The sequence below is a fragment of the Actinosynnema sp. NPDC002837 genome, assembly GCF_040295345.1.
GTDB lineage: Bacteria > Actinomycetota > Actinomycetes > Mycobacteriales > Pseudonocardiaceae > Actinosynnema.
This window is the reverse complement of sequence record NZ_JBEOVG010000001.1, coordinates 18,433-42,041: the sequence shown is the minus strand read 5'-3', so window position 1 is coordinate 42,041 and position 23,609 is coordinate 18,433. Positions and strand designations below refer to the sequence as shown.

The 23,609-nt window shown below is 72.4% G+C and carries 27 protein-coding genes; 18 read left to right on the top strand and 9 right to left on the bottom strand.

From position 1 onward, the window contains the following. Nucleotides 1-201 precede the first annotated feature (201 nt). The 10 genes from ABTZ99_RS00220 to mutM all read left to right on the top strand — a co-directional run bounded on the left by ABTZ99_RS00220 (nt 202) and on the right by mutM (nt 6,532). Nucleotides 202-1,290: an MBL fold metallo-hydrolase gene (locus tag ABTZ99_RS00220; protein WP_499606950.1), complete on the top strand. Its 1,089-nt coding sequence runs from the start codon at nt 202-204 to the stop codon at nt 1,288-1,290. A 4-nt stretch (nt 1,291-1,294) separates the two neighbouring features. After that, nucleotides 1,295-1,861: a 16S rRNA (guanine(966)-N(2))-methyltransferase RsmD gene (rsmD, locus tag ABTZ99_RS00215; protein WP_498774744.1), complete on the top strand. Its 567-nt coding sequence runs from the start codon at nt 1,295-1,297 to the stop codon at nt 1,859-1,861. Nucleotides 1,862-1,915: 54 nt separating this feature from the next. After that, the gene (coaD, locus tag ABTZ99_RS00210) at nt 1,916-2,398 is read left to right on the top strand and encodes a pantetheine-phosphate adenylyltransferase (protein WP_498774742.1); all 483 of its coding nucleotides are present in this window, start codon (nt 1,916-1,918) and stop codon (nt 2,396-2,398) included. A 65-nt stretch (nt 2,399-2,463) separates the two neighbouring features. Continuing rightward, nucleotides 2,464-2,892 carry a guanyl-specific ribonuclease gene (locus ABTZ99_RS00205; RefSeq protein WP_498774740.1) on the top strand — a complete coding sequence of 143 codons (429 nt, stop codon included), beginning with the start codon at nt 2,464-2,466 and terminating at the stop codon, nt 2,890-2,892. 87 nt (nt 2,893-2,979) lie between these two features. Then, nucleotides 2,980-3,696 carry a DivIVA domain-containing protein gene (locus ABTZ99_RS00200; RefSeq protein ID WP_498774738.1) on the top strand — a complete coding sequence of 239 codons (717 nt, stop codon included), beginning with the start codon at nt 2,980-2,982 and terminating at the stop codon, nt 3,694-3,696. 105 nt (nt 3,697-3,801) lie between these two features. Further along, nucleotides 3,802-4,389: a YceD family protein gene (locus ABTZ99_RS00195; protein ID WP_498774736.1), complete on the top strand. Its 588-nt coding sequence runs from the start codon at nt 3,802-3,804 to the stop codon at nt 4,387-4,389. 2 nt (nt 4,390-4,391) lie between these two features. Continuing rightward, complete coding sequence (rpmF, locus tag ABTZ99_RS00190; RefSeq protein ID WP_053720453.1) at nt 4,392-4,574, top strand: 50S ribosomal protein L32; 183 nt, start codon at nt 4,392-4,394, stop codon at nt 4,572-4,574. A gap of 30 nt (nt 4,575-4,604) precedes the next feature. After that, nucleotides 4,605-5,426 carry a ribonuclease III gene (gene rnc / locus ABTZ99_RS00185; RefSeq protein ID WP_498774734.1) on the top strand — a complete coding sequence of 274 codons (822 nt, stop codon included), beginning with the start codon at nt 4,605-4,607 and terminating at the stop codon, nt 5,424-5,426. 7 nt (nt 5,427-5,433) lie between these two features. After that, complete coding sequence (locus tag ABTZ99_RS00180; protein WP_498774732.1) at nt 5,434-5,664, top strand: hypothetical protein; 231 nt, start codon at nt 5,434-5,436, stop codon at nt 5,662-5,664. A 10-nt stretch (nt 5,665-5,674) separates the two neighbouring features. After that, nucleotides 5,675-6,532: a bifunctional DNA-formamidopyrimidine glycosylase/DNA-(apurinic or apyrimidinic site) lyase gene (gene mutM, locus ABTZ99_RS00175; protein ID WP_499606943.1), complete on the top strand. Its 858-nt coding sequence runs from the start codon at nt 5,675-5,677 to the stop codon at nt 6,530-6,532. Nucleotides 6,533-6,541: 9 nt separating this feature from the next. Here mutM and ABTZ99_RS00170 read toward each other — a convergent pair whose 3' ends face one another. Further along, the gene (locus tag ABTZ99_RS00170) at nt 6,542-6,976 is read right to left on the bottom strand and encodes a MarR family winged helix-turn-helix transcriptional regulator (protein ID WP_498774728.1); all 435 of its coding nucleotides are present in this window, start codon (nt 6,974-6,976) and stop codon (nt 6,542-6,544) included. A 254-nt stretch (nt 6,977-7,230) separates the two neighbouring features. Here ABTZ99_RS00170 and ABTZ99_RS00165 point away from each other — a divergent pair, with 254 nt between their 5' ends. Next, nucleotides 7,231-7,908 carry a response regulator gene (locus ABTZ99_RS00165; RefSeq protein WP_499606940.1) on the top strand — a complete coding sequence of 226 codons (678 nt, stop codon included), beginning with the start codon at nt 7,231-7,233 and terminating at the stop codon, nt 7,906-7,908. Between the two features lie 144 nt (nt 7,909-8,052). On the opposite strand, the gene ABTZ99_RS00160 is transcribed toward ABTZ99_RS00165, so the two are convergent. Further along, nucleotides 8,053-9,159 carry an NAD(P)/FAD-dependent oxidoreductase gene (locus tag ABTZ99_RS00160; RefSeq protein WP_499606937.1) on the bottom strand — a complete coding sequence of 369 codons (1,107 nt, stop codon included), beginning with the start codon at nt 9,157-9,159 and terminating at the stop codon, nt 8,053-8,055. Nucleotides 9,160-9,228: 69 nt separating this feature from the next. Between ABTZ99_RS00160 and ABTZ99_RS00155 the strand changes: the two genes are divergently transcribed. Beyond that, nucleotides 9,229-9,786, top strand: coding sequence for a GNAT family N-acetyltransferase (locus ABTZ99_RS00155; RefSeq protein ID WP_498774722.1), 558 nt, complete (start codon nt 9,229-9,231; stop codon nt 9,784-9,786). Here the strand turns inward: ABTZ99_RS00155 and ABTZ99_RS00150 are convergent, their stop codons facing one another. The 3 genes from ABTZ99_RS00150 to ABTZ99_RS00140 form a co-directional block, all read right to left on the bottom strand. After that, nucleotides 9,787-10,266, bottom strand: coding sequence for a hypothetical protein (locus ABTZ99_RS00150; protein WP_499606934.1), 480 nt, complete (start codon nt 10,264-10,266; stop codon nt 9,787-9,789). It lies immediately after the preceding gene. 136 nt (nt 10,267-10,402) lie between these two features. After that, nucleotides 10,403-10,903 carry a hypothetical protein gene (locus ABTZ99_RS00145; RefSeq protein WP_499606931.1) on the bottom strand — a complete coding sequence of 167 codons (501 nt, stop codon included), beginning with the start codon at nt 10,901-10,903 and terminating at the stop codon, nt 10,403-10,405. Between the two features lie 19 nt (nt 10,904-10,922). Next, on the bottom strand, nt 10,923-11,651 hold the full coding sequence (locus ABTZ99_RS00140) for a CAP domain-containing protein (protein WP_498774717.1): 729 nt from the start codon (nt 11,649-11,651) through the stop codon (nt 10,923-10,925). Between the two features lie 37 nt (nt 11,652-11,688). Between ABTZ99_RS00140 and ABTZ99_RS00135 the strand changes: the two genes are divergently transcribed. The 5 genes from ABTZ99_RS00135 (at nt 11,689) to ABTZ99_RS00115 (ending at nt 19,589) form a co-directional block, all read left to right on the top strand. Next, nucleotides 11,689-11,985 (top strand): acylphosphatase, encoded by a 297-nt coding sequence (locus ABTZ99_RS00135; RefSeq protein ID WP_498774715.1) that lies wholly within the window; start codon nt 11,689-11,691, stop codon nt 11,983-11,985. A 33-nt stretch (nt 11,986-12,018) separates the two neighbouring features. Next, nucleotides 12,019-12,525 (top strand): sigma-70 family RNA polymerase sigma factor, encoded by a 507-nt coding sequence (locus tag ABTZ99_RS00130; RefSeq protein WP_498774713.1) that lies wholly within the window; start codon nt 12,019-12,021, stop codon nt 12,523-12,525. Then, nucleotides 12,522-13,166, top strand: coding sequence for an anti-sigma factor family protein (locus tag ABTZ99_RS00125; protein ID WP_499606926.1), 645 nt, complete (start codon nt 12,522-12,524; stop codon nt 13,164-13,166). Before ABTZ99_RS00130 ends, ABTZ99_RS00125 begins: the two co-directional genes overlap by 4 nt. Before the next feature lie 58 nt (nt 13,167-13,224). After that, on the top strand, nt 13,225-16,977 hold the full coding sequence (gene smc / locus ABTZ99_RS00120) for a chromosome segregation protein SMC (RefSeq protein ID WP_498774709.1): 3,753 nt from the start codon (nt 13,225-13,227) through the stop codon (nt 16,975-16,977). Nucleotides 16,978-17,099: 122 nt separating this feature from the next. Beyond that, entirely contained in the window at nt 17,100-19,589 is a 2,490-nt protein-coding gene (locus ABTZ99_RS00115; RefSeq protein ID WP_499606922.1) for an Ig domain-containing protein, read from the top strand. Between the two features lie 183 nt (nt 19,590-19,772). On the opposite strand, the gene ABTZ99_RS00110 is transcribed toward ABTZ99_RS00115, so the two are convergent. From ABTZ99_RS00110 to ABTZ99_RS00095, 4 genes are read right to left on the bottom strand one after another with little or no spacing between them, the layout of a single operon-like run. Continuing rightward, nucleotides 19,773-20,471 (bottom strand): lysophospholipid acyltransferase family protein, encoded by a 699-nt coding sequence (locus ABTZ99_RS00110; RefSeq protein WP_498774705.1) that lies wholly within the window; start codon nt 20,469-20,471, stop codon nt 19,773-19,775. Between the two features lie 15 nt (nt 20,472-20,486). After that, a complete protein-coding gene (locus tag ABTZ99_RS00105; RefSeq protein ID WP_053720469.1) occupies nt 20,487-20,822 on the bottom strand; it encodes a hypothetical protein in 336 nt (111 codons plus the stop codon). A 45-nt stretch (nt 20,823-20,867) separates the two neighbouring features. Next, a complete protein-coding gene (locus tag ABTZ99_RS00100; protein WP_498774703.1) occupies nt 20,868-22,037 on the bottom strand; it encodes a cytochrome P450 in 1,170 nt (389 codons plus the stop codon). A gap of 10 nt (nt 22,038-22,047) precedes the next feature. After that, complete coding sequence (locus ABTZ99_RS00095) at nt 22,048-22,626, bottom strand: maleylpyruvate isomerase family mycothiol-dependent enzyme (protein ID WP_498774701.1); 579 nt, start codon at nt 22,624-22,626, stop codon at nt 22,048-22,050. Nucleotides 22,627-22,674: 48 nt separating this feature from the next. On the opposite strand from ABTZ99_RS00095, the gene ABTZ99_RS00090 reads away from it, so the two are divergent. Then, complete coding sequence (locus ABTZ99_RS00090) at nt 22,675-23,607, top strand: GNAT family N-acetyltransferase (protein ID WP_498774699.1); 933 nt, start codon at nt 22,675-22,677, stop codon at nt 23,605-23,607. Nucleotides 23,608-23,609 lie beyond the last annotated feature (2 nt).

Here is a 23,609-nt window from a genome sequence, read left to right as displayed (position 1 = left end):
TGGCACCCGAACCCATGTCAAATCGGGCCTAGGTGCTGGTGTTCCGGGTCCGTTGTGGTGGTGGATCAGCTGTTGCGGCGGGCGTGGTTCCGGAGGCCGTGGTTCCGGCGCGATGTGCGGAAAGCGGAGCGGGCTTGAGTGTTCGCGGCCACATCGGGCGTTCGGGGGAACCGGGGGGTTCGGGGCGGCGTTGGTCGTGGCATGAAGAAGGTCGCTGTCGGGTTGTTCGCTCTCACGGCCGGTGTTGTTGCCTGGGCGGCGCGGGATGTGTCGTTGGCGTTGGGTGGGAAGCCCGGTGGGGAGCGGGTGCGGCGGTCGCCCCGGTATCGCGACGGGAAGTTCCACAACGCGGCGAGCACGCGGACGATGCCGGACGGCGCGGCGGGGACCGTGCGGGAGATGTTCTTCGGTGGGCAGCAGCGGCGGCCCGTCGGTGAGGTGCCGTTGGTGCCGCCGACCGTTGGTTCGGCGGACGGGTTGCACATCACCTGGTACGGGCACGCGTCGACGTTGGTGGAGATCGACGGGGCGCGGGTGTTGATCGACCCCGTGTGGAGTGACCGGGTCTCACCGTCGCAAGTGGTCGGTCCGCGTCGGTTGCACCCCGTGCCGCACTCGTTGCCCGAGGTGGGGCCGGTGGACGCGGTGGTGATCTCGCACGACCACTACGACCACCTCGACCTGGCGACGGTGCGGGCGTTGACCGCGGACACGGACGCGGTGTTCGTGGTGCCGCTCGGCATCGGGGCGCACCTGCGCCGGTGGGACGTGCCCGAGCACCGGGTCGTGGAACTGGACTGGGACGAGTCGCACGAGGTGGCCGGCGTCACGTTGGTGGCCACGGCGGCGCAGCACTTCTCCGGCCGCGGCTTCCAGCGGGACAACACGCTGTGGGCGTCGTGGGTTCTGAAGGGGCCGGCGCACCGGGTCTACTACAGCGGCGACACCGGTTACTTCGACGGTTATCGGGCGATCGGCGAGGAGCACGGTCCGTTCGACGCCTCTTTGATCCAGATCGGTGCTTACGGGCCCGGTTGGCCGGACATCCACATGACGCCGGAAGAAGGCGTCACGGCGCATCGGGACGTGCGGGGTGGCCTCTTGATCCCGGTGCACTGGGCGACCTTCAACCTGGCGTTCCACGACTGGTCCGAGCCGGTCGACCGGGTGTGGCGCGAGGCGAAGGCGCACGGGGTGCCGTTGGCCGTGCCGCGGCCCGGCGAGCGGATCGACGTGGAGCAGCCGCCGGAGGTCGACGGGTGGTGGCAGGCGCTCGCGGTGGGACGATGACCCGGTGACCAGGATTGTCGCGGGCGCCGCCGGTGGCCGCCGGCTGCAAGTGCCGCCGAGGGGTACCCGTCCCACCTCCGACCGGGTTCGCGAGGCGTTGTTCAGCTCGTTGGAGACGCTGCTCGACCTCGACGGCGCGGTGGTGCTCGACCTGTACGCGGGGTCGGGGGCGCTCGGGTTCGAGGCGTTGTCGCGGGGTGCGGTGAGCGCCACGTTCGTGGAGTCGGACAAGCGGGCTGCCGAAGTCCTGAAGAGCAACGCCAAGGTGGTCGCGCTGCCCGGCGCGACGGTGGTGAACCGCACCGCGGAGGCCGTGGTGGGCGGTGTGGCGGAGGTGGCGTGCGACGTCGTCTTCGCCGATCCGCCCTACGCGGTGACGGACGGGCAGCTCAACCGGCTCCTCGCGGCGCTGGTCACGAACGGTTGGACGAAACCGGGGTCGCTGATCGTCGTGGAACGCGACGCGCGCAGTCCTGAACCGATTTGGCCGAGTCCGGTGGAATCGTTGCGCAGCAAGCGATACGGCGACACGGCGCTGCACTGGGCCGAACAGGTCGACGCCTCCGGGTGATGCCGACCACGCACCGGAGTGGACGCGTCCGATCGGGTGCTACCGTCCGAAACCATGACGCGTGCCGTGTGCCCCGGCTCCTACGACCCGGCCACCAACGGACACCTGGACATCATCGGCAGAGCGGCGAAGCTCTACGACGAGGTCGTCGTCGCCGTGCTCATCAACAAGACCAAGAAGACGTTGTTCTCGGTGGAAGAGCGCACGGAGATGCTGCGCGAGGTCACCTCGCAGTGGCCGAACGTCCGCGTCGACTCCTGGCACGGCCTGCTGGTCGACTACTGCCGGGAGAACGACGTCCAGGCCATCATCAAGGGCCTGCGCGCGGTCAGCGACTACGACTACGAGCTGCAGATGGCGCAGATGAACTACCAGCTCAGCGGGGTCGAGACGCTGTTCATGCCGACGAACCCGATCTACAGCTTCCTGGCCAGCTCCCTGGTCAAGGACGTGGCGACCTACGGCGGCGACGTGACGAGCCTGGTGCCGCCGTCGATCAAGGACCGGCTCACGGCCAGGCGCGCAGAGGGTCGTTGACCGGTCACGGTCCGTTAACTTGAGGACCGCCTCTTCGTCGCTGGGTGCGGTTAGCGTTCACTGGCATGAGCGAGATCACATCGCGCACCGCGAAGGTGCTGCTCTCCCTGCTGCTGGTCCTCGCGGGCACGTTCACCACCTCGACCCAGGCGGTCGCGGCCGAGTCGGTCGCGGTCGCGCAGGCCGCGTGCGGTGACACGTCCGGTTTCCGCAAGGTCGCCCTCTCCGCCCTGCCCGTCCAGGCGACCGACACCGTCAGGTTGGTCCAGCGGGGCGGGCCGTACCCGTATCCGCAGGACAACCAGACCTTCTACAACCGCGAGGGCATCCTCCCGGCGTGCTCGACCGGCTACTACCGGGAGTACACGGTCAAGACGCCCGGGGTCTCCACCCGCGGCGCGCGGCGGATCGTGACCGGCAACGCCACCCCGAAGCTGTACTTCTACACGTCGGACCACTACGCGAGCTTCGTCCTGGTGGACATCACCCGTTAGCCGGACACGCCCTGCCGATCTCCCGGCGGCGAAGAGATCGGCAGGGCACACTAGGACGGGTACTGCTGTGGGCGCGAGGAGTGTGACGTGTACCGGGTGTTCGAGGCCCTCGACGAGCTGGTCACGATCGTCGAGGAAGCGCGTGGCGTGCCGATGACCTCCGGGTGCGTCGTGCCGCGCGGCGACGTGCTCGAACTCCTCGACGACGTGCGCGACGCCATCCCCGCGGAGCTGGACGACGCCCAGGACGTGCTCGACCACCGCGACGAGCTGGTCGGCAAGGCGCAGCACGACGCGGACCAGGCGCTGAGCAAGGCGCGGTCGGACTCCGAGCGGATGGTCGCCGAGGCGCAGCACGAGGCCGAGCGGATGCTGTCCGAGGCCCGGGCCCGGGCCGAGCGGATGGTCGCCGAGGCCGAGGACCAGGCGCAGCGCACCGTCTCCGCGGGCCGCCAGGAGTACGAGGACCTGGTGGGCCGGGCGCACGCCGAGGCCGACCGCATGGTCCAGGCGGGCCGGGCCAACTACGAGCGCGCGATCGAGGAGGGCCGGGCGGAGCAGGCGCGCCTGGTCGACGGGACCGAGGTCGTGCAGGCCGCGCACGCCGAGGCCGCCCGCGTGCTGGACGCCGCCCAGACGGAGGCGATCCGGCTGCGCAGCGAGTGCGACGCGTACGTGGACGGCAAGCTGGCCGACTTCGAGGACCTGCTCGCGCACACCCTGCGCAGCGTCGGGAAGGGTCGCTCGCACCTGCGCGGCCCGGCCGTCGCGAGCGCCGCGGCGCCGTTCGACTACCACGAATGACCCGACCGGACGACGCCCCGACCAGCCGATTTCACGTGGACGCCCGTTGTCCCGTACCCTTGACCGGCTGGTCGTGGTAAGTCCCCGACGGCAACACCAAACATCATGTCTGAGCATCGTCACGCCTCCGCGCGTCCCACAGCGACCGGGCCCTGGGTCATCGACACCAGGGACCTCGGGCGTCGTGCGGGCTCCAGCCGCGGGGTGCGCCGGACGGTGCCCGCTGAGGGCGTCGGCCTGCTCGGCGTGATCGCGGTGCCGGCGGGGGGCAACGTCGAACTCGACCTCCTGCTGGAGTCGGTGGTCGAAGGCGTGCTCGTGACGGGCACGGCCGCGACGGTGGTCGAAGGCGAGTGCTCGCGCTGCCTCGACCCGCTGTCCGCGGAGGTCGAGGTGGAGCTGACCGAGCTGTACGCGTACCCGGACAGCACCACCGACGAGACGACCGAAGAGGACGAGGTCAGCCGTCTGCACGACGACCTGATCGACCTCGAACCCGTGGTGCGCGACGCCATCGTGCTCGCGCTGCCACAGGTGCCGCTGTGCTCGCCGGACTGCCTCGGGCTGTGCGTCGACTGCGGCGGCAGGCTGGCTGATCTCGGCCCCGACCACGGGCATGAGACGATTGACCCCCGTTGGGCCGCCCTCCAAGAGCGGTTCGACGGGAATCGTGACAATCCAGAGGAGAACTAGTCGTGGCCGTCCCGAAGCGGAAGATGTCGCGCTCGAACACGCGCTCGCGCCGCGCTCAGTGGAAGACCAGTGCTGTGCACCTGGTGGCTTGCCAGAACAGGGCCTGCCGCCAGCCGAAGCCGCAGCACATCGCCTGCCCGGCCTGTGGCCAGTACGACGGCCGCCAGGTCGTCCAGCCGGCCTGATCACCCCTCTGGCGAAGGTAGCGGCGAATCGTGGGGGGTAGGTCGTCGCGCGGTCGGTCCGCCGACCGCGCCCCGTTGCTCGAAGCGCTCGGCGTCCCGTTGGACGCCGAGCTGCTGACGCTCGCGCTCACACACCGGTCGTACGCGTACGAGAACGGCGGACTGCCGCCGAACGAGCGACTGGAATTCCTCGGCGACGCGGTGCTCGGCCTCGTCGTCACCGATCACCTGTACCGCACGCACCCCGAGCTGCCCGAGGGCCAGCTCGCCAAGCTCCGCGCGAGCGTGGTGAACATGCACGCCCTGGCGGGCGTGGCCAGGGGTCTCGGCGACGACGGGTTGGGCGGGCACCTCCTGCTCGGTCGCGGCGAGGAGCTGACCGGCGGCAGGGACAAGGCGAGCATCCTCGCGGACGGCCTGGAAGCCGTCATCGGCGCGGTGTACCTGCAGTTCGGCATCGAAACCGCGCGCCAACTCGTTCACCACCTGTTCGACCCGCTGTTGGCCGAAGCGCCGCTGCGAGGTGCTGGACTGGACTGGAAGACGAGTCTCCAGGAGCTGACCGCGTCCGCCGGCCTGGGCGTCCCCGAGTACCGGGTGGACGACCAGGGCCCCGACCACCGCAAGGAGTTCACCGCGACGGTGCTCGTCGGTGGACAGGCCTACGGGACCGGTGACGGGCGCACGAAGAAGGAAGCCGAGCAGAAGGCGGCCGCGGCCGCCTACCGCGTGCTGCAGGAACGGGTCCGCGCCGAGGAGACCGGCGCGTCCGGGAACGGCCACGCACCCGGCTCGGCCACGCAGGCTTCACCCCAAGCTTCACCTCAGGCTTCACCTACTCAGGAAGACTGACGCCGAAATGTATGCCACGAACGTCCGGACGAACCGGCGCGCGCGCCACGCGCGTCCGTCCCGCCCGCTGAACGCCAGCCGCAACGGCGGCATCCAGGGCCTGGTCCTCGTGCGCGACACCGCCCAGGCGGGCGGCTGGGTGCTCAAGCCGACCAAGCCGCAGGCCGCCGCCTACCAGATGCTCGAAGAGCTGGAGCAGGCCGAGGCCGCCGCCGCCGAGCGCGAGTCCGAGGACTGATCACCCGCCGGTGCCCGAGCTGCCCGAGGTAGAGGTCGTCCGCCGAGGTCTGCACGAGCACGTCGCGGGGAGGACCGTCGAAGCGGTAGAAGTCCTCCACCCACGCGCGATCCGCCGACACCTGCCCGGTGCGGCGGATTTCGCCATGCGCCTGACCGGTCAGCGACTGGAGGCCGCGCGCCGTCGCGGCAAGTACCTGTGGGTCGACCTGTCGGGCGGCGACGCCATGCTCGCGCACCTCGGCATGAGCGGCCAGATGCTGGTCCAGCCCGTCGGCGCGCCCGACGAGAAGCACCTGCGGGTGCGGGTCCGGTTCGCCGACGGCGGCCCGGAGCTGCGGTTCGTCGACCAGCGCACGTTCGGCGGGTTGGCGTTGGCGGAGATCGTCGAGGTCGACGGCGCCCGGCTGCCGAAGCCGGTGGCGCACATCGCGCGCGACCCGATGGACCCGGCCTTCGACCCGGACGCGGCGGTCGCGGCGTTGCGGAAGCGGCGGACCGAGGTCAAGCGCGCGTTGCTCGACCAGACGCTCGTCTCCGGCGTGGGGAACATCTACGCCGACGAGGCGCTGTGGCGGGCCGGGCTGCACGGGTTGCGGCCCGTGGACAAGCTGACCAGGCCCAAGGCCGCCGAGCTGCTCGCGCACGCCACGCAGGTGATGCACGAGGCGCTCGGCGAGGGCGGGACGTCGTTCGACGCGCTCTACGTCAACGTGAACGGCCAGTCGGGCTACTTCGACCGGTCACTGGCCGTGTACGGGCGGGAGAACGAGCCGTGCCGGCGGTGCGGGACGGCGATCCGGCGCGAGCCGTTCATGAACCGCTCGTCCTACTCGTGCCCGCGCTGCCAGCCCCGGCCGAGGGGCTGACGGCCGGGCTCACCGCGCCGGGTCGGCGAGCCTGCGCAGCACGGGCGTGACCGCTCGGAGCGCGTCGCGCTCGGCCGGCTCCAACCGGGCGATCCGTTCGGACAACAGCTCCGCCTCGCCGTGCGCGAGGGACAGGATGGTCTCCCGGCCGAGGCCGGTCAGCTCGACGATCGTGGCCCGCCCGTCGGCCGGATCGGATTCGCGGCGCACCAGGCCGCTCGATTCCAGGCCCGTCACCACCGTGGTCGCCGTCGGCTGCGAGCACAGCGCCCGCACCGCGATCTCGCCGATCCTCATCGGCCCCTGCGACGCGAGTTCCGCGAGCACCAGCAGCTGGGTGGGCTGCAGGCGCCGGACGGACGCGGACTGGCGCAGGCTGCGGATCAGCCGGTGCACGGCGACCACGAGTTGTAACGCGTCCTGATTAGTCACACTGGTGGTCATCAGACCTCCTCGTGGCTCACCGTGAGTGAGCAAGTGTCCGAATTCGGACAGGACATTCGCACTTTCGCAGTACGGCTGTCCAGGGAATGGATTCATTCGCACCCGGATGTACTCACGCTTTCCGCACCGATGCGGAGAAGGACGCGTCAAAACGGCATAAAGGGAGAACAGAACCGCATCAAGGGCCCGTCAGGAAGTTCGCCGAACGTAGTCGGGCACGGTGGGCGCGCGAGGTCCGGGCGTAGTGTCTCAGCGTGACAAAGGTGCTGGTCGTCGATGACGAGCCGCAGATCGTGCGGGCGTTGCGGATCAACCTGTCGGCCCGCGGCTACTCGGTCCTGACCGCGCACGACGGCACGACGGCGCTCAAGGCGGCGGCCGAGGGCAAGCCGGACGTGGTGGTGCTCGACCTCGGGCTGCCGGACGTGGACGGCAGCGAGGTGATCGCGGGTCTGCGCGGCTGGACGACCGTGCCGATCATCGTGCTGTCCGCGCGGGTCGACTCCGCCGACAAGGTGCAGGCGCTGGACGCGGGCGCCGACGACTACGTGACCAAGCCGTTCGGGATGGACGAGCTGCTGGCCAGGCTGCGGGCGGCGGTGCGGCGCTCGGCGGTGGCGGAGGGCGAGGACGCGGTCGTGGAGACGGCGTCGTTCACGGTCGACCTGGCGGCGAAGAAGGTGCGCCGAGCCGGCGTCGAGGTGCACCTGACGCCGACGGAGTGGGGCCTGCTGGAGATCCTGGCCCGCAACCGCGGCCGGCTGGTGGCGCAGAAGCAGCTGCTGCAGGAGGTGTGGGGCCCGGCGTACGCGAAGGAGACCCACTACCTGCGCGTGTACCTGGCCCAGTTGCGGCGCAAGCTGGAGCCCGAGCCGGCGCGTCCGCGGCACCTGGTGACCGAGCCCGGCATGGGCTACCGGTTCGAGGTCTAGCGCACGTCCGGAGAGGGCTGCCCCGCCGCCACGGAGACCTGCAGGCCCGGTCGTCCGTCGTAGCCGAGGGCTGATTCTGCGCCGCGTCGGCCGACGATCTGCGCGCGTCGGCCGACGCGGTATGGGCCGCGGCCCCGTGACCGCTCAACCCGCCGGCATCGTGGGGTGGCGCTGGAACGCCAGGGCGGTGCGCACCACCAGCTCCTTGGTGATGGCCGCCGCACGGCCGGTGAGCACGCGTTCCTTGGGGCGGTCGTCGGCGTCCACGAACTGGATCAGGGCGTCCCTTCGACCGAGGCTGATGCACCGGATGCGGTACCGGAAGTCGAGCCGATCGGCCGGCTGCCCGCCGTCGAGCCGCTTCGCCAGCGCCCGCACGGCCTGCTGCGACGTCGGCAGGCCGGTCGCGCACGCCATGCGCAGTTCGAGGCCGTCGTGCCGCTTCATCGCGGCGGCGTCGCCGATGCCCTGGACGTCCGGGTGCGAGATCGACGTCAACGTCTGGTCGACCAGCATCCGACCGCGGTCGTCCACCGCGAACCCGGCCCGTGCGGCCAGGTCCGGCACGGCGAAACCGGCCGTCCAGACGACGGTGTCGGCGGCGACGAGCTCGTCGGCGCCGAGCACCAGGCCGTCGGCGCGGACCTCGGTGACGTGCGCGTGGTCGCGGACCCGGACGCCGAGCCGGTCGAACACCTCGCGCACGTGCCGCCTGCCCTTGTCCGACAGGGCATCGCCGAAGCCGCCGGCGGTGACCAGCACCACGTCCAGGTCGGGGCGCGACTCGGCCAGCTCGGAGGCGGCCTCGATGCCGGTCAGCCCGCCGCCCGTGACGGCGACCGTGCGCGCGGTCTTCAGCGCCACGGCCAGCTCCTGCGCGTCCTCCCGGGTGGAGAGGGCGTGCGCGTGCTCGGCCGCGCCCGGGACGCCGGCCAGGTCGGCGTGGCTGCCCAGCGCGTAGATCAGCCGGTCGTAGGCCAGCGCGCCGTCGGTGAGCCGGACCTTGCGCGCGTCGGGGTCGATGTCGGTGACCCGGTCGACCACCAGCTCGACCCCGGTGCCCTTGAGGACGTCGGCGAGCGGGACGTCGCGCAGCCGCTGCCCGGTCGCGAACTGGTGCAGCCGGACCCGTTCGACGAACCGGTCCCGCGCGTTGACGAGCGTGACCCGCGAGTCGGTCCACTTCGCCGCCAGCTTGGCCGCGGCCAGACCCGCGTAACCCGCACCGACCACCACGATGTGCTCTGCCATGTTCGGCTCCTTTCGCCTGTCAGAGGAGCGAAACGGGAGCGTCGGGTGTGACGGCTTAGGGTGTGAAGCGTGTCACCGGTTTCCCTGATCCACACCTGGCAAGTGCCCGCGCCGGCGCTCGTCGCGGCCCGCGAGCTGCTCGACGAGGCGTTCGACGGCGATTTCGGCGACGAGGACTGGGAGCACAGCCTGGGCGGCGTGCACGCCTTCGTCTGGGACGGCGACGAGCTGATCGGCCACGGCGCCGTCGTGCAGCGTCGGTTGCTGCACGTACGCCGGGTCGCGGGTGTCCCGCACCCGACCCGCGCGCTGCGGGCCGGGTACGTGGAAGGCGTCGCGGTGCGTGCGGACCGACGTCGTCAGGGCGTGGGCGGGGTGGTGATGGCCGCGCTGGAGGACGTCGTGCGCGGCGCGTACCCCCTCGGCGCCCTCAGCGCGTCGGAGGAGGGCCAGGAGTTCTACGCGGCGCGGGGGTGGCAGCGCTGGCGGGGCAGGACGTTCGCGATGACGCCGACCGGGGTCGAGCGCACCGAGGAAGAGGACGACGGGGTCTTCGTCCTGCCGGTCGTGCCGCTCGACCTGACGGGCGACCTCGCGTGCGACTGGCGTGACGGCGACGTCTGGTAGCTACGGCTCGCCGGTTTCGTCCTCGTCGTCCTTGGTCGTCGGCGTGGTGGCGCTGGTCGACGCGGAGGACGACGGCGAGGGCGGGCGGTAGGACGCCGGCGGGTTGCTCGGCGGCTGGGCGGTGAGCCGGGGTTCGGACGACGTCGCCGCGCTGGTCCCCGGCGCCGGGTCCGCCGCCGGTGGTGTCCCGTTCTCCGGTGTGGAGCCCGGCTCCTTGCGCGGCGGCTGCTCGCCCGCGCGCTTGGACACGGTGACCACCAGCGTGGCCGTCCTCGCGTCCGGCGCGGCGGCGTCCGGCGCGTCCTCGGTCGTCAGCACCTCGACCTCGGGCACCGGCGGTGGCGAGGCCGTCGACCCGCCGCCGGTCAGCACCGACGCGAGGGTGGCGATCACGGTGGCGACGACGGCGCCGCCCGCGGCGAGCAGCACGACCGCGGTGATCTTCTTCTTCGGCGGCGCGGTCTGGTCTTCCTCGAACACACCATCTCCCTGTGGGGGATCCGGACGGATGGTCAGTGTTCGGGTTATCGGCCGCTCAGGCCGCCTACCTCAACGTTCGGGCGGTCCACCACACGATGGTGTGGCGGACCGTCACCGACCGCGGATGATCTCGTTACTAGCTGGCGCTGTTGGTCGTCGTGGTGGTCGTCGGTGCAGTCGTGGTGGTGGTCGTCGTCGTGATCACGGGCGGCGTCGTGGTGGTGGTCGTCGTGACCACCGGCGGCGTCGTGGTGGTCGTCGGCTGGGGCTGGGGGTCGTCCACCACCGTGGTCGTGGTGGTGCCGTCCGGCCGGGTCACCGTGGTCACGCGGGTGCGGCGCGACGTGGTCGTCGTCGTGGTCGCGTCGGTCGTCGTGGTGGTCGACTCCGCGGTGGTGGTCATGCTGACCGAGGAGGACGACGACGTGCGCGGCGCCGTGCTGAGGGTGCTGCGGGACACGACGTCCTCGCGCGGCAGCTGGTTGGCGGGCGACGCGTCCGGGGTCGCGCCCGCCAGGGACGCGATGGTGGCGAAGATCGTCGACACGGCGACACCGGACGCGGCCAGCAGCACGTGGGGCGACACGCGCGGGCGGGTGCGCTCGGGCTCCGGGGTCTCGTACAACGGTTCTCCCATGGTCTGTCGGACGTCGTCTCTACCAGCCGAAGTTCTGGGTCCAGTACCAGCCGCGGGTGTCCAGGCCCACGCCGATGGTGGTGAACCCGCAGTTCAGGATGTTGCGGCGGTGCCCGTCGGAGTTCATCCAGGCCTTCATGACCTGCTCGGCGGACCGCTGGCCCATGGCGATGTTCTCCCCGCCGGGGCTCGGGTAGCCCGCGGCGCGCATGCGCTGGGCGAAGTCGACGCCCTCGGGGGTCGTGTGCGAGAAGTAGTCGCGCTGGGCCATGTCGGCGCTGTGGCCCTGCGCGGCCTTGACCACCCGGTCGTCCACCGCCAGCGGCTTGCAGCCGGCGAGGTCGCGCGCCTCGTTCACCAGGGCGACGACCTGCTGCGCCTGCGTCGTGTCGGCGGGCGGGGTCGTCGTCGTGGGCGCGGGCGACGGCTCGGACGTCGTGGTCGTCGGCTCCGTCGTCGTGGTGGTGGTCGTGGTCGTGGTGGTCGTCTCGGTGGTGGTCACCGTGGACGGCGGCGCCTCGGTGGTGGTCGGCCGGACCTCCGGCTCACGGCTCTGCGCGGGCCCGCCCACACCCCCGACCCCGCCGACGCCGATGTTGTCGGAACCGCCGCGCTGTGCTGCGCTTTCCCCGACGAACGGGGCGAGCTGTTCCGGGTTGGCGACGGCGACGCCGGTCGCACCGGCCGCGCCGAGGAGCAGGCCGACGAGTCCGCCGATCACGGACCGGTTACCGCGCCGTGCTGTCACGGTCGCGCACCGTACCACTAACGGGTGAAATGACAGGATGGCTCTTGTGGCTGGAGTAGAGCAGACCGTGCGCCTGACCGCCTGGGTGCGGGGTCACGTGCAGGGTGTCGGTTTCCGGTGGTGGACTCGCGCCAGGGCGCTTGAGCTGGGACTTGTCGGTTCGGCGTCCAACCTGCGTGACGGCCGGGTCGAGGTGAACGCCGAAGGTTCGGAGGCCGCGTGCCGGGAGCTGCTGACTGCGTTGCGTTCGGGTGATACCCCCGGTCGGGTGGACTCGATCGTGGAGCGCTGGTCGGAGGCCCGCGGCGGCTTCACGGGTTTCGTGGAGCGTTGAACGCCGAGGGGCCCGATGGCGTAGTACATCGATGTGGACCGTGGCGAAGATGTCGTCAGGCAGCTGTACGGCCGTTGGCGCGGCCCGCTGCACGGCTACGTCCTGCGTCTGGTCGGCGGTGACCACCAGCAGGCGGAGGACGTCGTCCAGGAGACGTTGCTGCGGGCGTGGCGGCACGTCGACGAGCTGACACCCGCCGACGCGGGCCCGTGGCTGTACACCGTGGCCAGGAACCTGGTCATCTCCGGCTTCCGCAAGCGCGGCGGCCGCAACAGCGAGGTGCAGATCGAACCGGGCGACCTGCCGCCGGTCGCGGACGAGGTGGAGCACGTCCTGCAGAGCTGGCAGGTCGCGGAGGTGCTGCGCGCGCTCAGCGCCGACCACCGCAACGTGGTGATCGAGCTGTACTACCGGCGGCGTTCGGTGGCGGAGGCGGCCGCGGTGCTGGGCATCCCGCCCGGCACGGTCAAGTCGCGCTGCTTCTACGCCCTGCGGGCGCTGCGGGACGCGTTGGAGGAGCGGGGGGTGACGGAGTCGTGAGCTGCGCGGAGACCGTGGCGCTCGGCGCCTACCTGCTCGGCTCGCTCGACCCGGCGGAGCGGTCGTCGTTCGAGCGGCACGTGCGCGGTTGCGCCGCCTGCCGGCGGGAGATGGTCCGGTTGGCCCCGCTGCCCGGGTTGCTCGGCCAGGTGCAGCTGTCGGACCTGGAGCTGCCGTTCGACGACCCCGCGCCCGATCCCGACCTGCGACCGCTGCCGCCCGCGCCCGAACCGGCGCACGTGCCCGCGGCGGGACGGCGGAGACGGTGGCCGGTGCTGGTCGGCACCGCCGCGCTCGTCGTGCTCGTGGCGCTGGGCGTGCTCCTGGTGCCGCGGCTGACCGGGGACGACGCCGTGACGTGGCACGCCGCCGACGCCGCGTCCGGCGTGGTGGCCACCGCGGACCTCGTCGGCAAGTCGTGGGGGACCGAGCTGTGGATGAGCATCGAGAACATGCCCAAGGGCACGAGGTGCAAGCTGATCGTCCACGACCGGGCCGGGCGGACCGAGATCGGCGGCTGGTGGGGCACCGACCACGCCCCGGACGAGCGGATCCCCGGCGCCACGTCGTTCCCGGTCGGGGAGATCGAACGGCTCGACCTCGTGGTCGACATGTTGGTCCTGGTCTCGGTCCGGCCGTGATCGCGCAGGTCAGCGTGCCGCCGACTGGTTCGCGGCCCGCACGGGTACTCTGCCCCGCGTGCACCTCAAGAGCCTGACGCTGAAGGGGTTCAAGTCCTTCGCCTCGGCTACCACGCTGCGCTTCGAGCCGGGGATCACCTGCGTCGTCGGACCGAACGGCTCGGGCAAGTCGAACGTGCTCGACGCGCTGCGCTGGGTGATGGGCACGCAGGGCGCGAAGGACCTGCGCGGCGGCAAGATGGAGGACGTCATCTTCGCCGGCACGTCCGGCCGCGCGCCGCTGGGCCGCGCCGAGGTGACGCTGACCATCGACAACTCCGACGGCGCGCTGCCGATCGACTACGTCGAGGTGTCGATCACCCGCCGGATGTTCCGCGAGGGCGCCACCGAGTACGAGATCAACGGCAACTCCTGCCGGCTGATGGACATCCAGGAACTGCTCAGCGACTCCGGCATCGGCCGCGAGATGCACGTGATCGTCGGCCAGGGCCAGCTCGCCGCGATCCTGGAGTCCAAGCCCGAGGAGCGGCGCGCGTTCGTCGAGGAGGCCGCGGGCGTCCTGAAGCACCGCAAGCGCAAGGAGAAGGCGCTGCGGAAGCTGGAGGCGATGCAGGCGAACCTGACCCGCCTGACCGACCTCACCGCCGAGCTGCGCCGCCAGCTCAAGCCGTTGGGCAAGCAGGCCGAGATCGCGCGGCGCGCGCAGGTCGTGCAGTCGGAGCTGCGGGACGCGCGGATGCGCCTGCTGGCCGACGACCTGGTGACGCAGCGCGAGGCGTTGGCGCGCGAGGAGCAGGACGAGGCCGCCGCCCGCGCCCGCCGGGCCGAGGTGGAGAAGTCGCTGCAGCAGGCCCAGGTGCAGCAGAACGAGCTGGAGGACCAGGTCGCGGCCGACGCGCCGAAGCTCCAGCAGGCCCAGGACACCTGGTACCGGCTGTCGGCGTTGGAGGAACGGCTGCGCGGCACGGTGCGGCTGGCCGTCGAGCGGGAGCGGCACCTGTCGGCGGCGGTGGACGCGCCGCGCGGCGGGCGTGACCCGGACGAGCTGGACGCCGAGGCCGAGCAGACCGCGGAGCTGGAGCAGGAGCTCCAGGACGGCGTGACCGAGGCCCGGGTGGGGCTGGCGGAGGCCGTGGAGACGCGGGCCGAGCTGGAGCGCATGGTGTCCGCGGCGGAGAAGGCGCACCTGGCCGCGGTGCGGGCGATCGCCGACCGGCGCGAGGGCCTGGCCCGGCTGTCCGGTCAGGTGGAGGCGCTGCGGTCGAAGACGAGCGCGACCGCCGAGGAGATCGAGCGGATGTCGGTCGCGCTGGCCGAGGCGGTCGAGCGGTCGGAGGTCGTGCAGCAGGAGCTGGCCGAGGCCCGTGAGGTGACCGGGACCGAGGACGAGGACGACGTCGGGCTCGACGAGCGGCACCGGCTGGCGGTGGAGTCCGACGACGCCGCGCGCCGCCGGGTCGAGGAGCTGGTCAAGGCCGAGCGGACGGCCGAGCGGGACATCGCGTCGTGGAAGGCACGGGTGGACGCGCTGTCGCTGGGCCTGACCCGCAAGGACGGCGCGGGCGCGTTGCTGGCGTCGCGGCTGCCCGGGTTGCTGGGCTCGGTCGCGGCGCTGCTGACCGTGGAGCCGGGCGCGGAGGTCGCGCTGGCGGCGGCGCTGGGCCCGATCGCGGACGCGGTCGCGGTGGCGTCCGGCGCGGACGCGGTGGCGGCGCTGGAGCTGTTGAAGGAGCAGGACACCGGTCGGGCCGGGGTGCTGGTGGGCGGCGCGCCGGTGAGCGTCGACCGGTCCGGGTGGCCGTCGTTGCCGTCGGACGCGCGGTGGGCCGTGGACGTGGTGCAGGCGCCGGAGCCGCTGCGGCCCGCGTTGCACCGCGCGTTGGACCGGGTCGTGGTGGTGGACTCGCTGGCCACCGCGCGCGGGTTGGTGGAAGCGCACCCGTCGGTGCGCGCGGTGACCCGTGACGGCGACGTGCTCGGCGCGGACTGGGCGGTCGGCGGGTCCGGGCGCAGTCAGAGCGTCATCGAGGTCCAGGCCGCGGTGGACGAGGCTTCGGAGAAGCTGGCGCTGGCCGAGCGCGCGCTGGAGCAGTCCACGGCCGCTCTTGAGGGCGCACGGGCCGAGCAGCAGGCACGGCGTGCCGAGGTCGCCGCGGTGAAGGAGCAGCTCAACGAGGCCAAGGTGCGGCGCGCCCGGTCGTCGGAGCGGCTGAACCGGCTGGCCGCGGCGGTGCGCTCGGCCGAGGCCGAGGTGGAGCGCGTGCGGGCGCAGCGGGCGAAGGTCGAGGCGGCCCGCGAGGAGAACCTGCTCAAGCTCGGCGAGCTGGAAGAACGCCTGCTGGTGGCGGAGGAGCAGCCGCTGGACGACGAGCCGGACACGTCCCACCGCGACGAGATGGCGGCCGAGCTGGCCGCCGCGCGCCAGGGCGAGGTGGACGCCCGGCTGGCGTTGCGGACCGCCGAGGAGCGCGCCCGAGCGTTGCAGGGCAAGGCGGAGGGGCTGCGCCGGGCGGCGCGTGCCGAGCGCGAGGCGCGGGAACGCGCCCAGCGCGCCCACGCCGCCCGGGCCAGGGGCGCGGTCGTGGCGAAGGCCGTGGTGCGGGGCGGCGAGGTCGCGCTGGAGCGGATCGCCGCGTCGTTGGGCCGGGCGGCGCGGGAACGTGACGCGGCGCAGGAGCGCAAGGCGCGGCGCGAGACGTACCTGGCGCAGGTGCGCAACCTCGTCCGCGAGATGTCGGTGGAGCTGGAGAAGCTGACCGACGCCGTGCACCGCGACGAGGTGCTGCGGGCCGAGCAGCGGATGCGCATCGAGCAGCTGGAGACCAAGGTCGCCGAGGAGTTCGGCATCGGCCTGGAGGACCTGGTCGCCGAGTACGGCCCGGACGTGTTCATCCCGCCGTCGCAGCAGGAGGTGGCCGAGTACGAGGCGGCCAAGGAGCGCGGCGAAATGGTCACCGCGCCGCAGCCGATGCCGTACGACCGGGACACGCAGGCGCGGCGGGCCAAGCGCGCCGAGCGGGACCTGTCGCTGCTGGGCAAGGTCAACCCGCTGGCGCTGGAGGAGTTCGCGGCGCTGGAGGAGCGCTACAAGTTCCTGTCCAACCAGCTGGAGGACATCAAGGCGACGCGGCGCGACCTGCTGACCGTGGTGAAGGAGGTCGACGACAAGATCCTGGAGGTCTTCACGTCGGCCTACGAGGACGTCGCGCGCGAGTTCGAGGTCGTGTTCAAGGTGCTGTTCCCCGGTGGCGAGGGACGGCTGGTGCTGACCGAGCCGGACGACATGCTGACCACCGGCATCGAGCTGGAGGCCAGGCCGCCGGGCAAGAAGGTCAAGCGGCTGTCGCTGTTGTCGGGTGGCGAGAAGTCGCTGGCGGCGGTGGCTATGCTGGTCGCCATCTTCCGGGCGCGGCCGTCGCCGTTCTACGTGATGGACGAGGTCGAGGCGGCGTTGGACGACACCAACCTGCACCGGCTGATCAGCCTGTTCGAGCAGCTGCGCGAGCACTCGCAGCTGCTGATCATCACGCACCAGAAGCCGACGATGGAGATCGCCGACGCGCTGTACGGCGTCTCGATGCGCGGTGACGGCATCAGCCAGGTGATCTCCCAGCGCCTGCGGGGCGAGGACAAGCCGAAGCGCGCCAAGGCCGCACCGAAGGCCGCCGCGGCCATCGCCGCCGACGCCGCTGCGGACGTCGAGGTCGTGCCCGGTGACGCCGTCGACGCCGCTGGGGAAGCCGCCGCCGAGGACGCGCCGGTCGCCGAGGACGCGCCCGTCATCGAGCCCGGATCGACCTCGCCCGCCTAGGACCGGACCCGTAACGGGCGTTCCCCGGCGGTCGACTTCGTGATCAAGGGGAGTGCCCGGCCGCCGTGCGGCGGCCCGTGGGCGCGCGGTCACGAGGGGGTTCGATGCGTTGGTGGTCATGGGTGGGAGCGGTCCTGTCCGCGGTTCTGGTGACCGGGGTGCTGCTCCCCGCGGCGGCACGAGCGGGAGCCACGACGCCTTACGCGTTCGAGGACCGGGCCTACACGCCGGTCACGCCGACGCGAATCCTCGACACCCGTAGCGGCCTCGGCGCGCCGGCGGGCCCGGTCGGCCGGCAGGGTCGGGTCGACGTGCGGACGGCGGGGCGCGGCGGGGTGCCCGCCACGGGCGTGGCCGCGGTCGCGATCAACCTGACCGGCACCGAGCCGACCGCCACCACCCACGTGATCGCCTACCCGGCCGGTGACACCAGGCCGACGGCCAGCAACCTGAACCTGGTCGCCGGCCAGACCGCGCCCAACGCGGTGGTCGTCAAGCTCGGCGCGGACGGCTCGATCAGCCTCTACAACAACGACGGGTCGGTGCACCTGATCGTCGACGTGGTCGGCTGGTTCGCCCACGTCCCCGACTTCACCGCCACCCGGCCCGCGCGCCTGCTCGACACCCGCTCGGGCCTCGGCGCCCCGGCGGGCAAGGTGGGTCCGCGCGGCAGCGTCGACCTGGACGTGACCGGCGTGGGCGGTGTGCCCGCCGCGGGCGTCGGCGCGGTGGTGGTCAACCTGACCGGGACGGAAGCCACCGAGGGCACGCACGTCATCACCCACGCGAAGGGCACCCCGAGGCCGTCGACCAGCACCCTCAACGTGGTCGCCGGGCAGACCGTGCCGAACCTGGCGGTCGTCGAGGTCGGTGCGGACGGCAGCATCAGCCTCTACAACAACGCGGGTTCGATCCACCTCTTGGTCGACGTCGTCGGCTGGTTCGCGATCGGCGCGGACTACGGCGGTGTCGCGCCGACCCGCCTCTTCGACAGCCGCACCGATCACCCCGTCCGGGAGGTCGGGGGCGTGGACGTCGAGGTCGCCGGTCAGGGCGGTGTGCCCGCGGTGGGCGTGGGCGCGGTCGTGCTCAACGTGACCGCGACCGAGGCGAACCGCAGCACCTACGTGACCGCGGCTCCGGTGGAGAACCCCTTCCCGCGGATCAGCAACGTGAACGTCGAGCCGGGGCAGACCGCGTCGAACCTGGTGGTCGTCGAGCTCGGCCCCTCGGGCCGGGTGCACCTGCACTCCTGGAAGAGCGACGTCCACCTCGTCGTCGACGTCGTCGGGTGGTTGTCGGTCGGCGTCAGCGCCGCGGTCGACAAGCCGGACGGGACCGAGATCATCGCGCCCTCGCGCGTGACCGCCGTGTCCGGCGCGGACGTCACGCTGACCGGTGCGCCGCCCGCCGCGGGCACCGTCGTGTTCGTCGCGCCCGGCTCGGCGACCACCGGCCGCGGCCTGCTCGGCCGGGTCACCGGGGCGACCGCCGGCGACGGCGTCACCACGGTCCACACCCAGCCGGTGATGATCACCGAGGCCTTCCCGTCCGGGCGGGTGGCGGGCAGCGTCGACACCCGGTCCCTGATGCCCGACGCCCTGCCGTCACCGGCGAAGGTGCTCGCCGGCCCGGCGATCGTCGCCGGTCCCGGAGGCCGGGTCCGGGTCACCGCGCGCGACCTCGTCGCGCAGTGCCAGGAAGGTACGGGGGAGGCCGACGCCGACCTGTCGGTCCACGCCCGGGCCCTCGTCCACGCCGAATGGGGCGCCGACGGCGTCCGGAGCGTGCGGACGGCCTTCGAGTTCGACCTCGACGGCTCGCTCACCGCGGTCGTGGCCGGGCACGCCGCGCCCACGACGGCGTGCCGGTTCGAGGTGGGCCCCGACATCCCGCTCGGCACGATCTGGGGCTTCACCCCCAGCGCGCGCAACGTGCTGGACGTGCGGTTGTCGGGCGGCGTCCCGGAGACGGTCGACGTCAGCGGGCACGTCCGGGTCGGTGCGCACCACGTGCGCGGCAGTGACGTCCAGTGGCTCCACGACGGCGACGTGCGGGGTACGCGGACCACGGCCACCATCGCTGTGGACGGCAGCGTGGAGGTGCTCTTCGCGCCGCGCGGATCCATGGCGTTCGGCTCCGTCGCCGGTCCGTCGTTCGTCGGCGGCATGTACGCCGACTCGACCACGTCGGTCATCGGCGACCCGTGGTGGTACAGCGTGTTCGGGGTGCGGGCAGCGGCGGACTTCGACGTCGACGGCTGGTTCCCCGTCGCGCCCGCCACGCTCCCGGTGTCGCGGGGCCCGTGGACCGACTCCTACAACAACTACGGGTTCTGGCCCGGACCGCGCATGGTGTCCGGTCCGCTGAAACCGGCCGTGGTCGGCGCCGCCTACGTCTCGTCCCTGAACCTCAGGACCGGCCAAAGCGCGACCGTGGGCCCGAGCGTCGTCGAGGGCGCCCTCCCACCGGGCCTGCTCATGATGCCGGAGACGGGCGTGCTGCGCGGCACCCCCACCGCCGCCGGCGAGTACAGGTTCACCGTGGAAGCCGGTGACGTCAGGGGGCACCGGGTGCGGGCCACGTTCACCCTGCCGGTGAACCCGGCGTAGGCGGGCGACTTCGAGGACCGGCTCCGGGCGCGCGTCGAGGACGGGCGCCCGGAGCCGGTCGCGTGATGGCCTGGTTGCCCGAGCACCGCGAGGTGTGGCGCGAGCGGGCTCTGGCGCGGCGGGGAGGGCCGGGCGTCGCCGACCTCCGAACGGCGGCTGACGGCGTCGGTGGAAGGCCCGGCCTCAGCGGTCGTCGAGGCGCTTGGCCTCTTCCGGGGTCGGCGCGGCGCCGCCGAGGTGGGCCGGTTGCCACCACTGGCCCTCGCCCGACTCCGGGTAACGGGCCTGGGCGTCGTCCAGCAGGTCCTGCATCCGCTCGCGCAGCGCGGCGTCCGTGGTCGGCTCCACCGGCTCGCCGACGATGATCGTGATCGGCACGTGCCGCTGGGTCAGCGACTTCGGCCTGCCCTTCGTCCACAGGCGTTGCGTGCCCCACACCGCCGTCGGCAGCAACGGCACACCGGCCTCGGCCGCCAGCCGCACCGCGCCGCTCTTCACGTCCTTGACCGTGAACGACCGGCTGATCGTGGCCTCGGGGAAGATCCCCACGACCTCACCGGACCGCAGCGCGTCCAGCGCCTGCTGGTAGGACGCCTGGCCGGCGGCCCGGTCCACCGGGATGTGGTGCATCCCGCGCATGAGCGGGCCGGACACGCGGTGCTTGAACACCTCGTGCTTGGCCATGAACCGGACCAACCTGCGCGCGGGCAGCGCGCCGTAGCCGGCGAAGATGAAATCGAGGTAGGAGACGTGGTTCGAGGCCAGCACGGCCCCGCCGGTGGTCGGCACGTGCTCCGCGCCCTCCACGGTGATCCGCATGTCGAGCACGCGGAACATCAGTTTGGCCGCGGCGATCACCGGCGGGTACACGCGATCTGGCATGAACCCCAGCGTACGTTACTCGTCAGTAGTGCGATCGTGTTCGCGCACCACCCGTGGAACGCCGGCCAGGTCCTCCTCATTGCACAGCAGCTTGAGGGCGTAGTACGGCGAACCCTTGGTGTCGTCGTAGTCCAGGTGGACCGCGATCACGTCGACCGCTTCACCGAGCCAGTCCTGTGTCTGCCGCAGCCAGGAGGCCGCGCGCTCCAACGCGCTCGGCAGGTCGTCGTCGCGGAACTCGACCGGCCGATAGGGGACCTCCTGCACGGTGTCCCGCTGGTTGGCAGGCATCGGTAGGTCTACCGCCACCCCGCTGTCGTTGAGTTCGAGTTGGATCGTTTCCTCGCTCACGCTCCCAGGGTTCCCCAACGCGAAACGCGCGGCAATAGATGTCGGTCATCCGAGGCTGACCGGCAACTCGGCCAGGCCGCTGACCAGGACCCTCCGCCAGGCCAGCTCCTCGACCGGTCGGGCCGCCCGCAGCCCCGGGAACCGCCGCAGCAGCACCAGCAGCGCCTCCTGGAGCTCGATCCGCGCCAACTGCGCGCCGAGGCAGAAGTGCGGGCCGATCCCGAGCGCCAGGTGCTGGTTGGGCGTGCGCGCGAGATCCAGCGCGTCCGGCTCGGCGAACGCGCGCGGGTCGCGGTTGGCCGAGCCGATGGACGCCATCACGCCCTCGCCCGCCCGCACGAGCACGCCCGCGACCTCCACGTCCTCCAGCGCCACCCGCAGCTGCCCGACCTCGCTGAGCCGGGTGAACCTCATCAGCTCCTCGACCGCGCTCGGCACCAGCGCCGGATCGCCGAGCAGCCGTTCCCACTGCGACCGGTCGCGCAGCAGGGTGGCGACGAAGCTGGTGATCTGGTTGGCCGACGTCTCGTGCCCCGCGACCAGCAGGTTCAACGCGAACGCGACCAGCTCGTCGTGCGTCAGCGACGTCGCGCACAGCTCGTCGAGCAGGTCGTCCGACCTCGGCTCCCGCCGTTTCGCCGCGACCAGGTCGCCCATGTACGCCAACAGGCTCTCCATCGCCGCCTCTACCCGCGGCCGCTCGGCCATCTCCAGGCTGTACGCCAGCTCGATCCACTCCCGGAACCGCTCGCGGTCCTCGTAGGGCACGCCGAGCAGCGTGCAGATGACCTGGATCGGCAACGGCAGCGCGTACACCTGCCGCAGGTCGGCGCCGTCCACCACGTCGTCGGCGAGCCGTTCGCACAGCTCGCGCACCCACGGCCGGGTCCGCGAGATCGTCCGGTGCGAGAACGCGCCGGACACGAGCTTGCGCAGCCGGGTGTGCTCGGGCGGGTCGGTGGTCGGCAGGGTGCCGGGCAGCGGCCGGGACACGCCGACCCTGGGCGCGCCCGCCGCCACGACGCCCGCCCGGGAGAACCTCGGGTCGGCCAGCACCAGCTTCACGTCGTCGTAGCGGGTGACCAGCCACACCTCGGCGCCCGCGAGCGTGCGGACCCGGACCACCGGCGACTCGTCCCGCAGCCGCGCCCACGTCGGCGAGGGGTCGAAGGCGAAGGCGTCGGCGAAGGGGATGTCGAGGACGTCGTCCGTCATGACCTCAACGCTAGGAGCCGAGGGGAGCGCAGTGCCAGCGCCATCCGGTGCGCTTCGGCAGGTCGTCGAGCGGCACGCGGCCGTTCGCCCACAGCAGCGTCCGCGCCGGGTCGCCGCCGGTCGGCGCCTCGGGGAACATCCGGACCAGCACCTTGCGCGCGAGGTCGGGCGGGATCGCGAACTCGCACCCGAGGCCGCGGGCCGCGTCGTGGGTGTGCACCAGCATCTCGTCGCACCCCATGCCGGCGAACCCCGCCGCGTCCGCCAGGCCCCACGGGTGCCAGCCCAGGGCGTCCGCCGGTGTCGCGTCGACCACCGCCGCCAGCACCGCCGCGAACGACCGCAGCGTGCGCACCAGGTCGGCGGGCGAGGAGTCGGGTCGCACTCCCACCTCGGCCGTGCTCAGCTCGACGGGTCCGGCGGCGAGGTCCGCGGCGTACCAGAGCAGGCAGTCGCAGGCGTGGGCGACGGTCTGCGCGACCGTCCAGTCCATGCCCGGCACGGCCACCGCCCAGTCCCGATCCGCCACGCCGTCGAGGAACGCCGCGCACCGCTCGGCGACCTCCATCACGTCCCGCCCGTCCACCACCGAAAACTCCCTCGCGTCGAGCCGACCTCGCGGGTGACCATTCCAGACATGTACGACATCCGTCCCGCCGCCCAGGACGACCTGGACGCCGTCCTCGCGCTGGTCCTGCGGTTGCAGGCCGACGACGCGCACCACATCGGCTACCTCGGCGAGACGCTCGGCGACATCTCCGCGGAGCTGGCCGAGTTCGAGCCGGACTGGGCCGCGTGCACCGTGGTCGCCACCGACGACTCGGGCTGGGTCGTCGGCGCGCTCAGCGTCGAGGTCGACGCCGAGTCCGGCCGCGCCTACCTGCACGGACCGTTCGTCGACGTGCCGGTCAACCACCCGGCGGGCAGCCGGATCTGGGACCAGACCGCCGACGCGCTCTATTCGGCGGCCCTACCGCTGCTCGACGGCGTCACCGACCGCGAGCTGCTCGGCCACACCGGGCACCGGCGGCTGGCCGCGTTCGCCGAGCGGCACCGCTTCGCCGCCGCGCGGGCGTGCGGCATCCACGTCCTCGACGGCGACGGCCTGCGCGGCCTGCTGCTGCGCGAGGCGAGCTGCCCGCGCACCGGCCCGGCCCGCGAGATGCGGGTCCTGCCGACCGACCGCGCCGTGCACGAGGCGGTGGCCGTGCTGCACGAGCGGTGCTTCCCCAAGACCTACCTGTCCGGGCGCAAACTCGTGGACGCCGCCCGACGGCACACCGTGGTGGTGGCCATGGACGGCGACCGCGTGCTCGGCTACGCCTCGGGCAAGGCCGAGCCGAGCGAGTTCTACCTGGACTTCGTGGCCGTGGAACCGGACGTGCGCGGGCAGGGCGTCGGCGCGGCGCTGGTCACCGAGCTGGTCTGGAAGCTGGCGGAGAAGTCCGGGGCACGACCGCAGGCCGCCGCCGCGATACTGGCCGGCAACCGCTCCTCCCAACGGCTCTTCGACCGGCTCGGCTTCCGCCTCCACCTCGAACTCGTCGCCTACCGCGCCAACGCCGCCTGAGC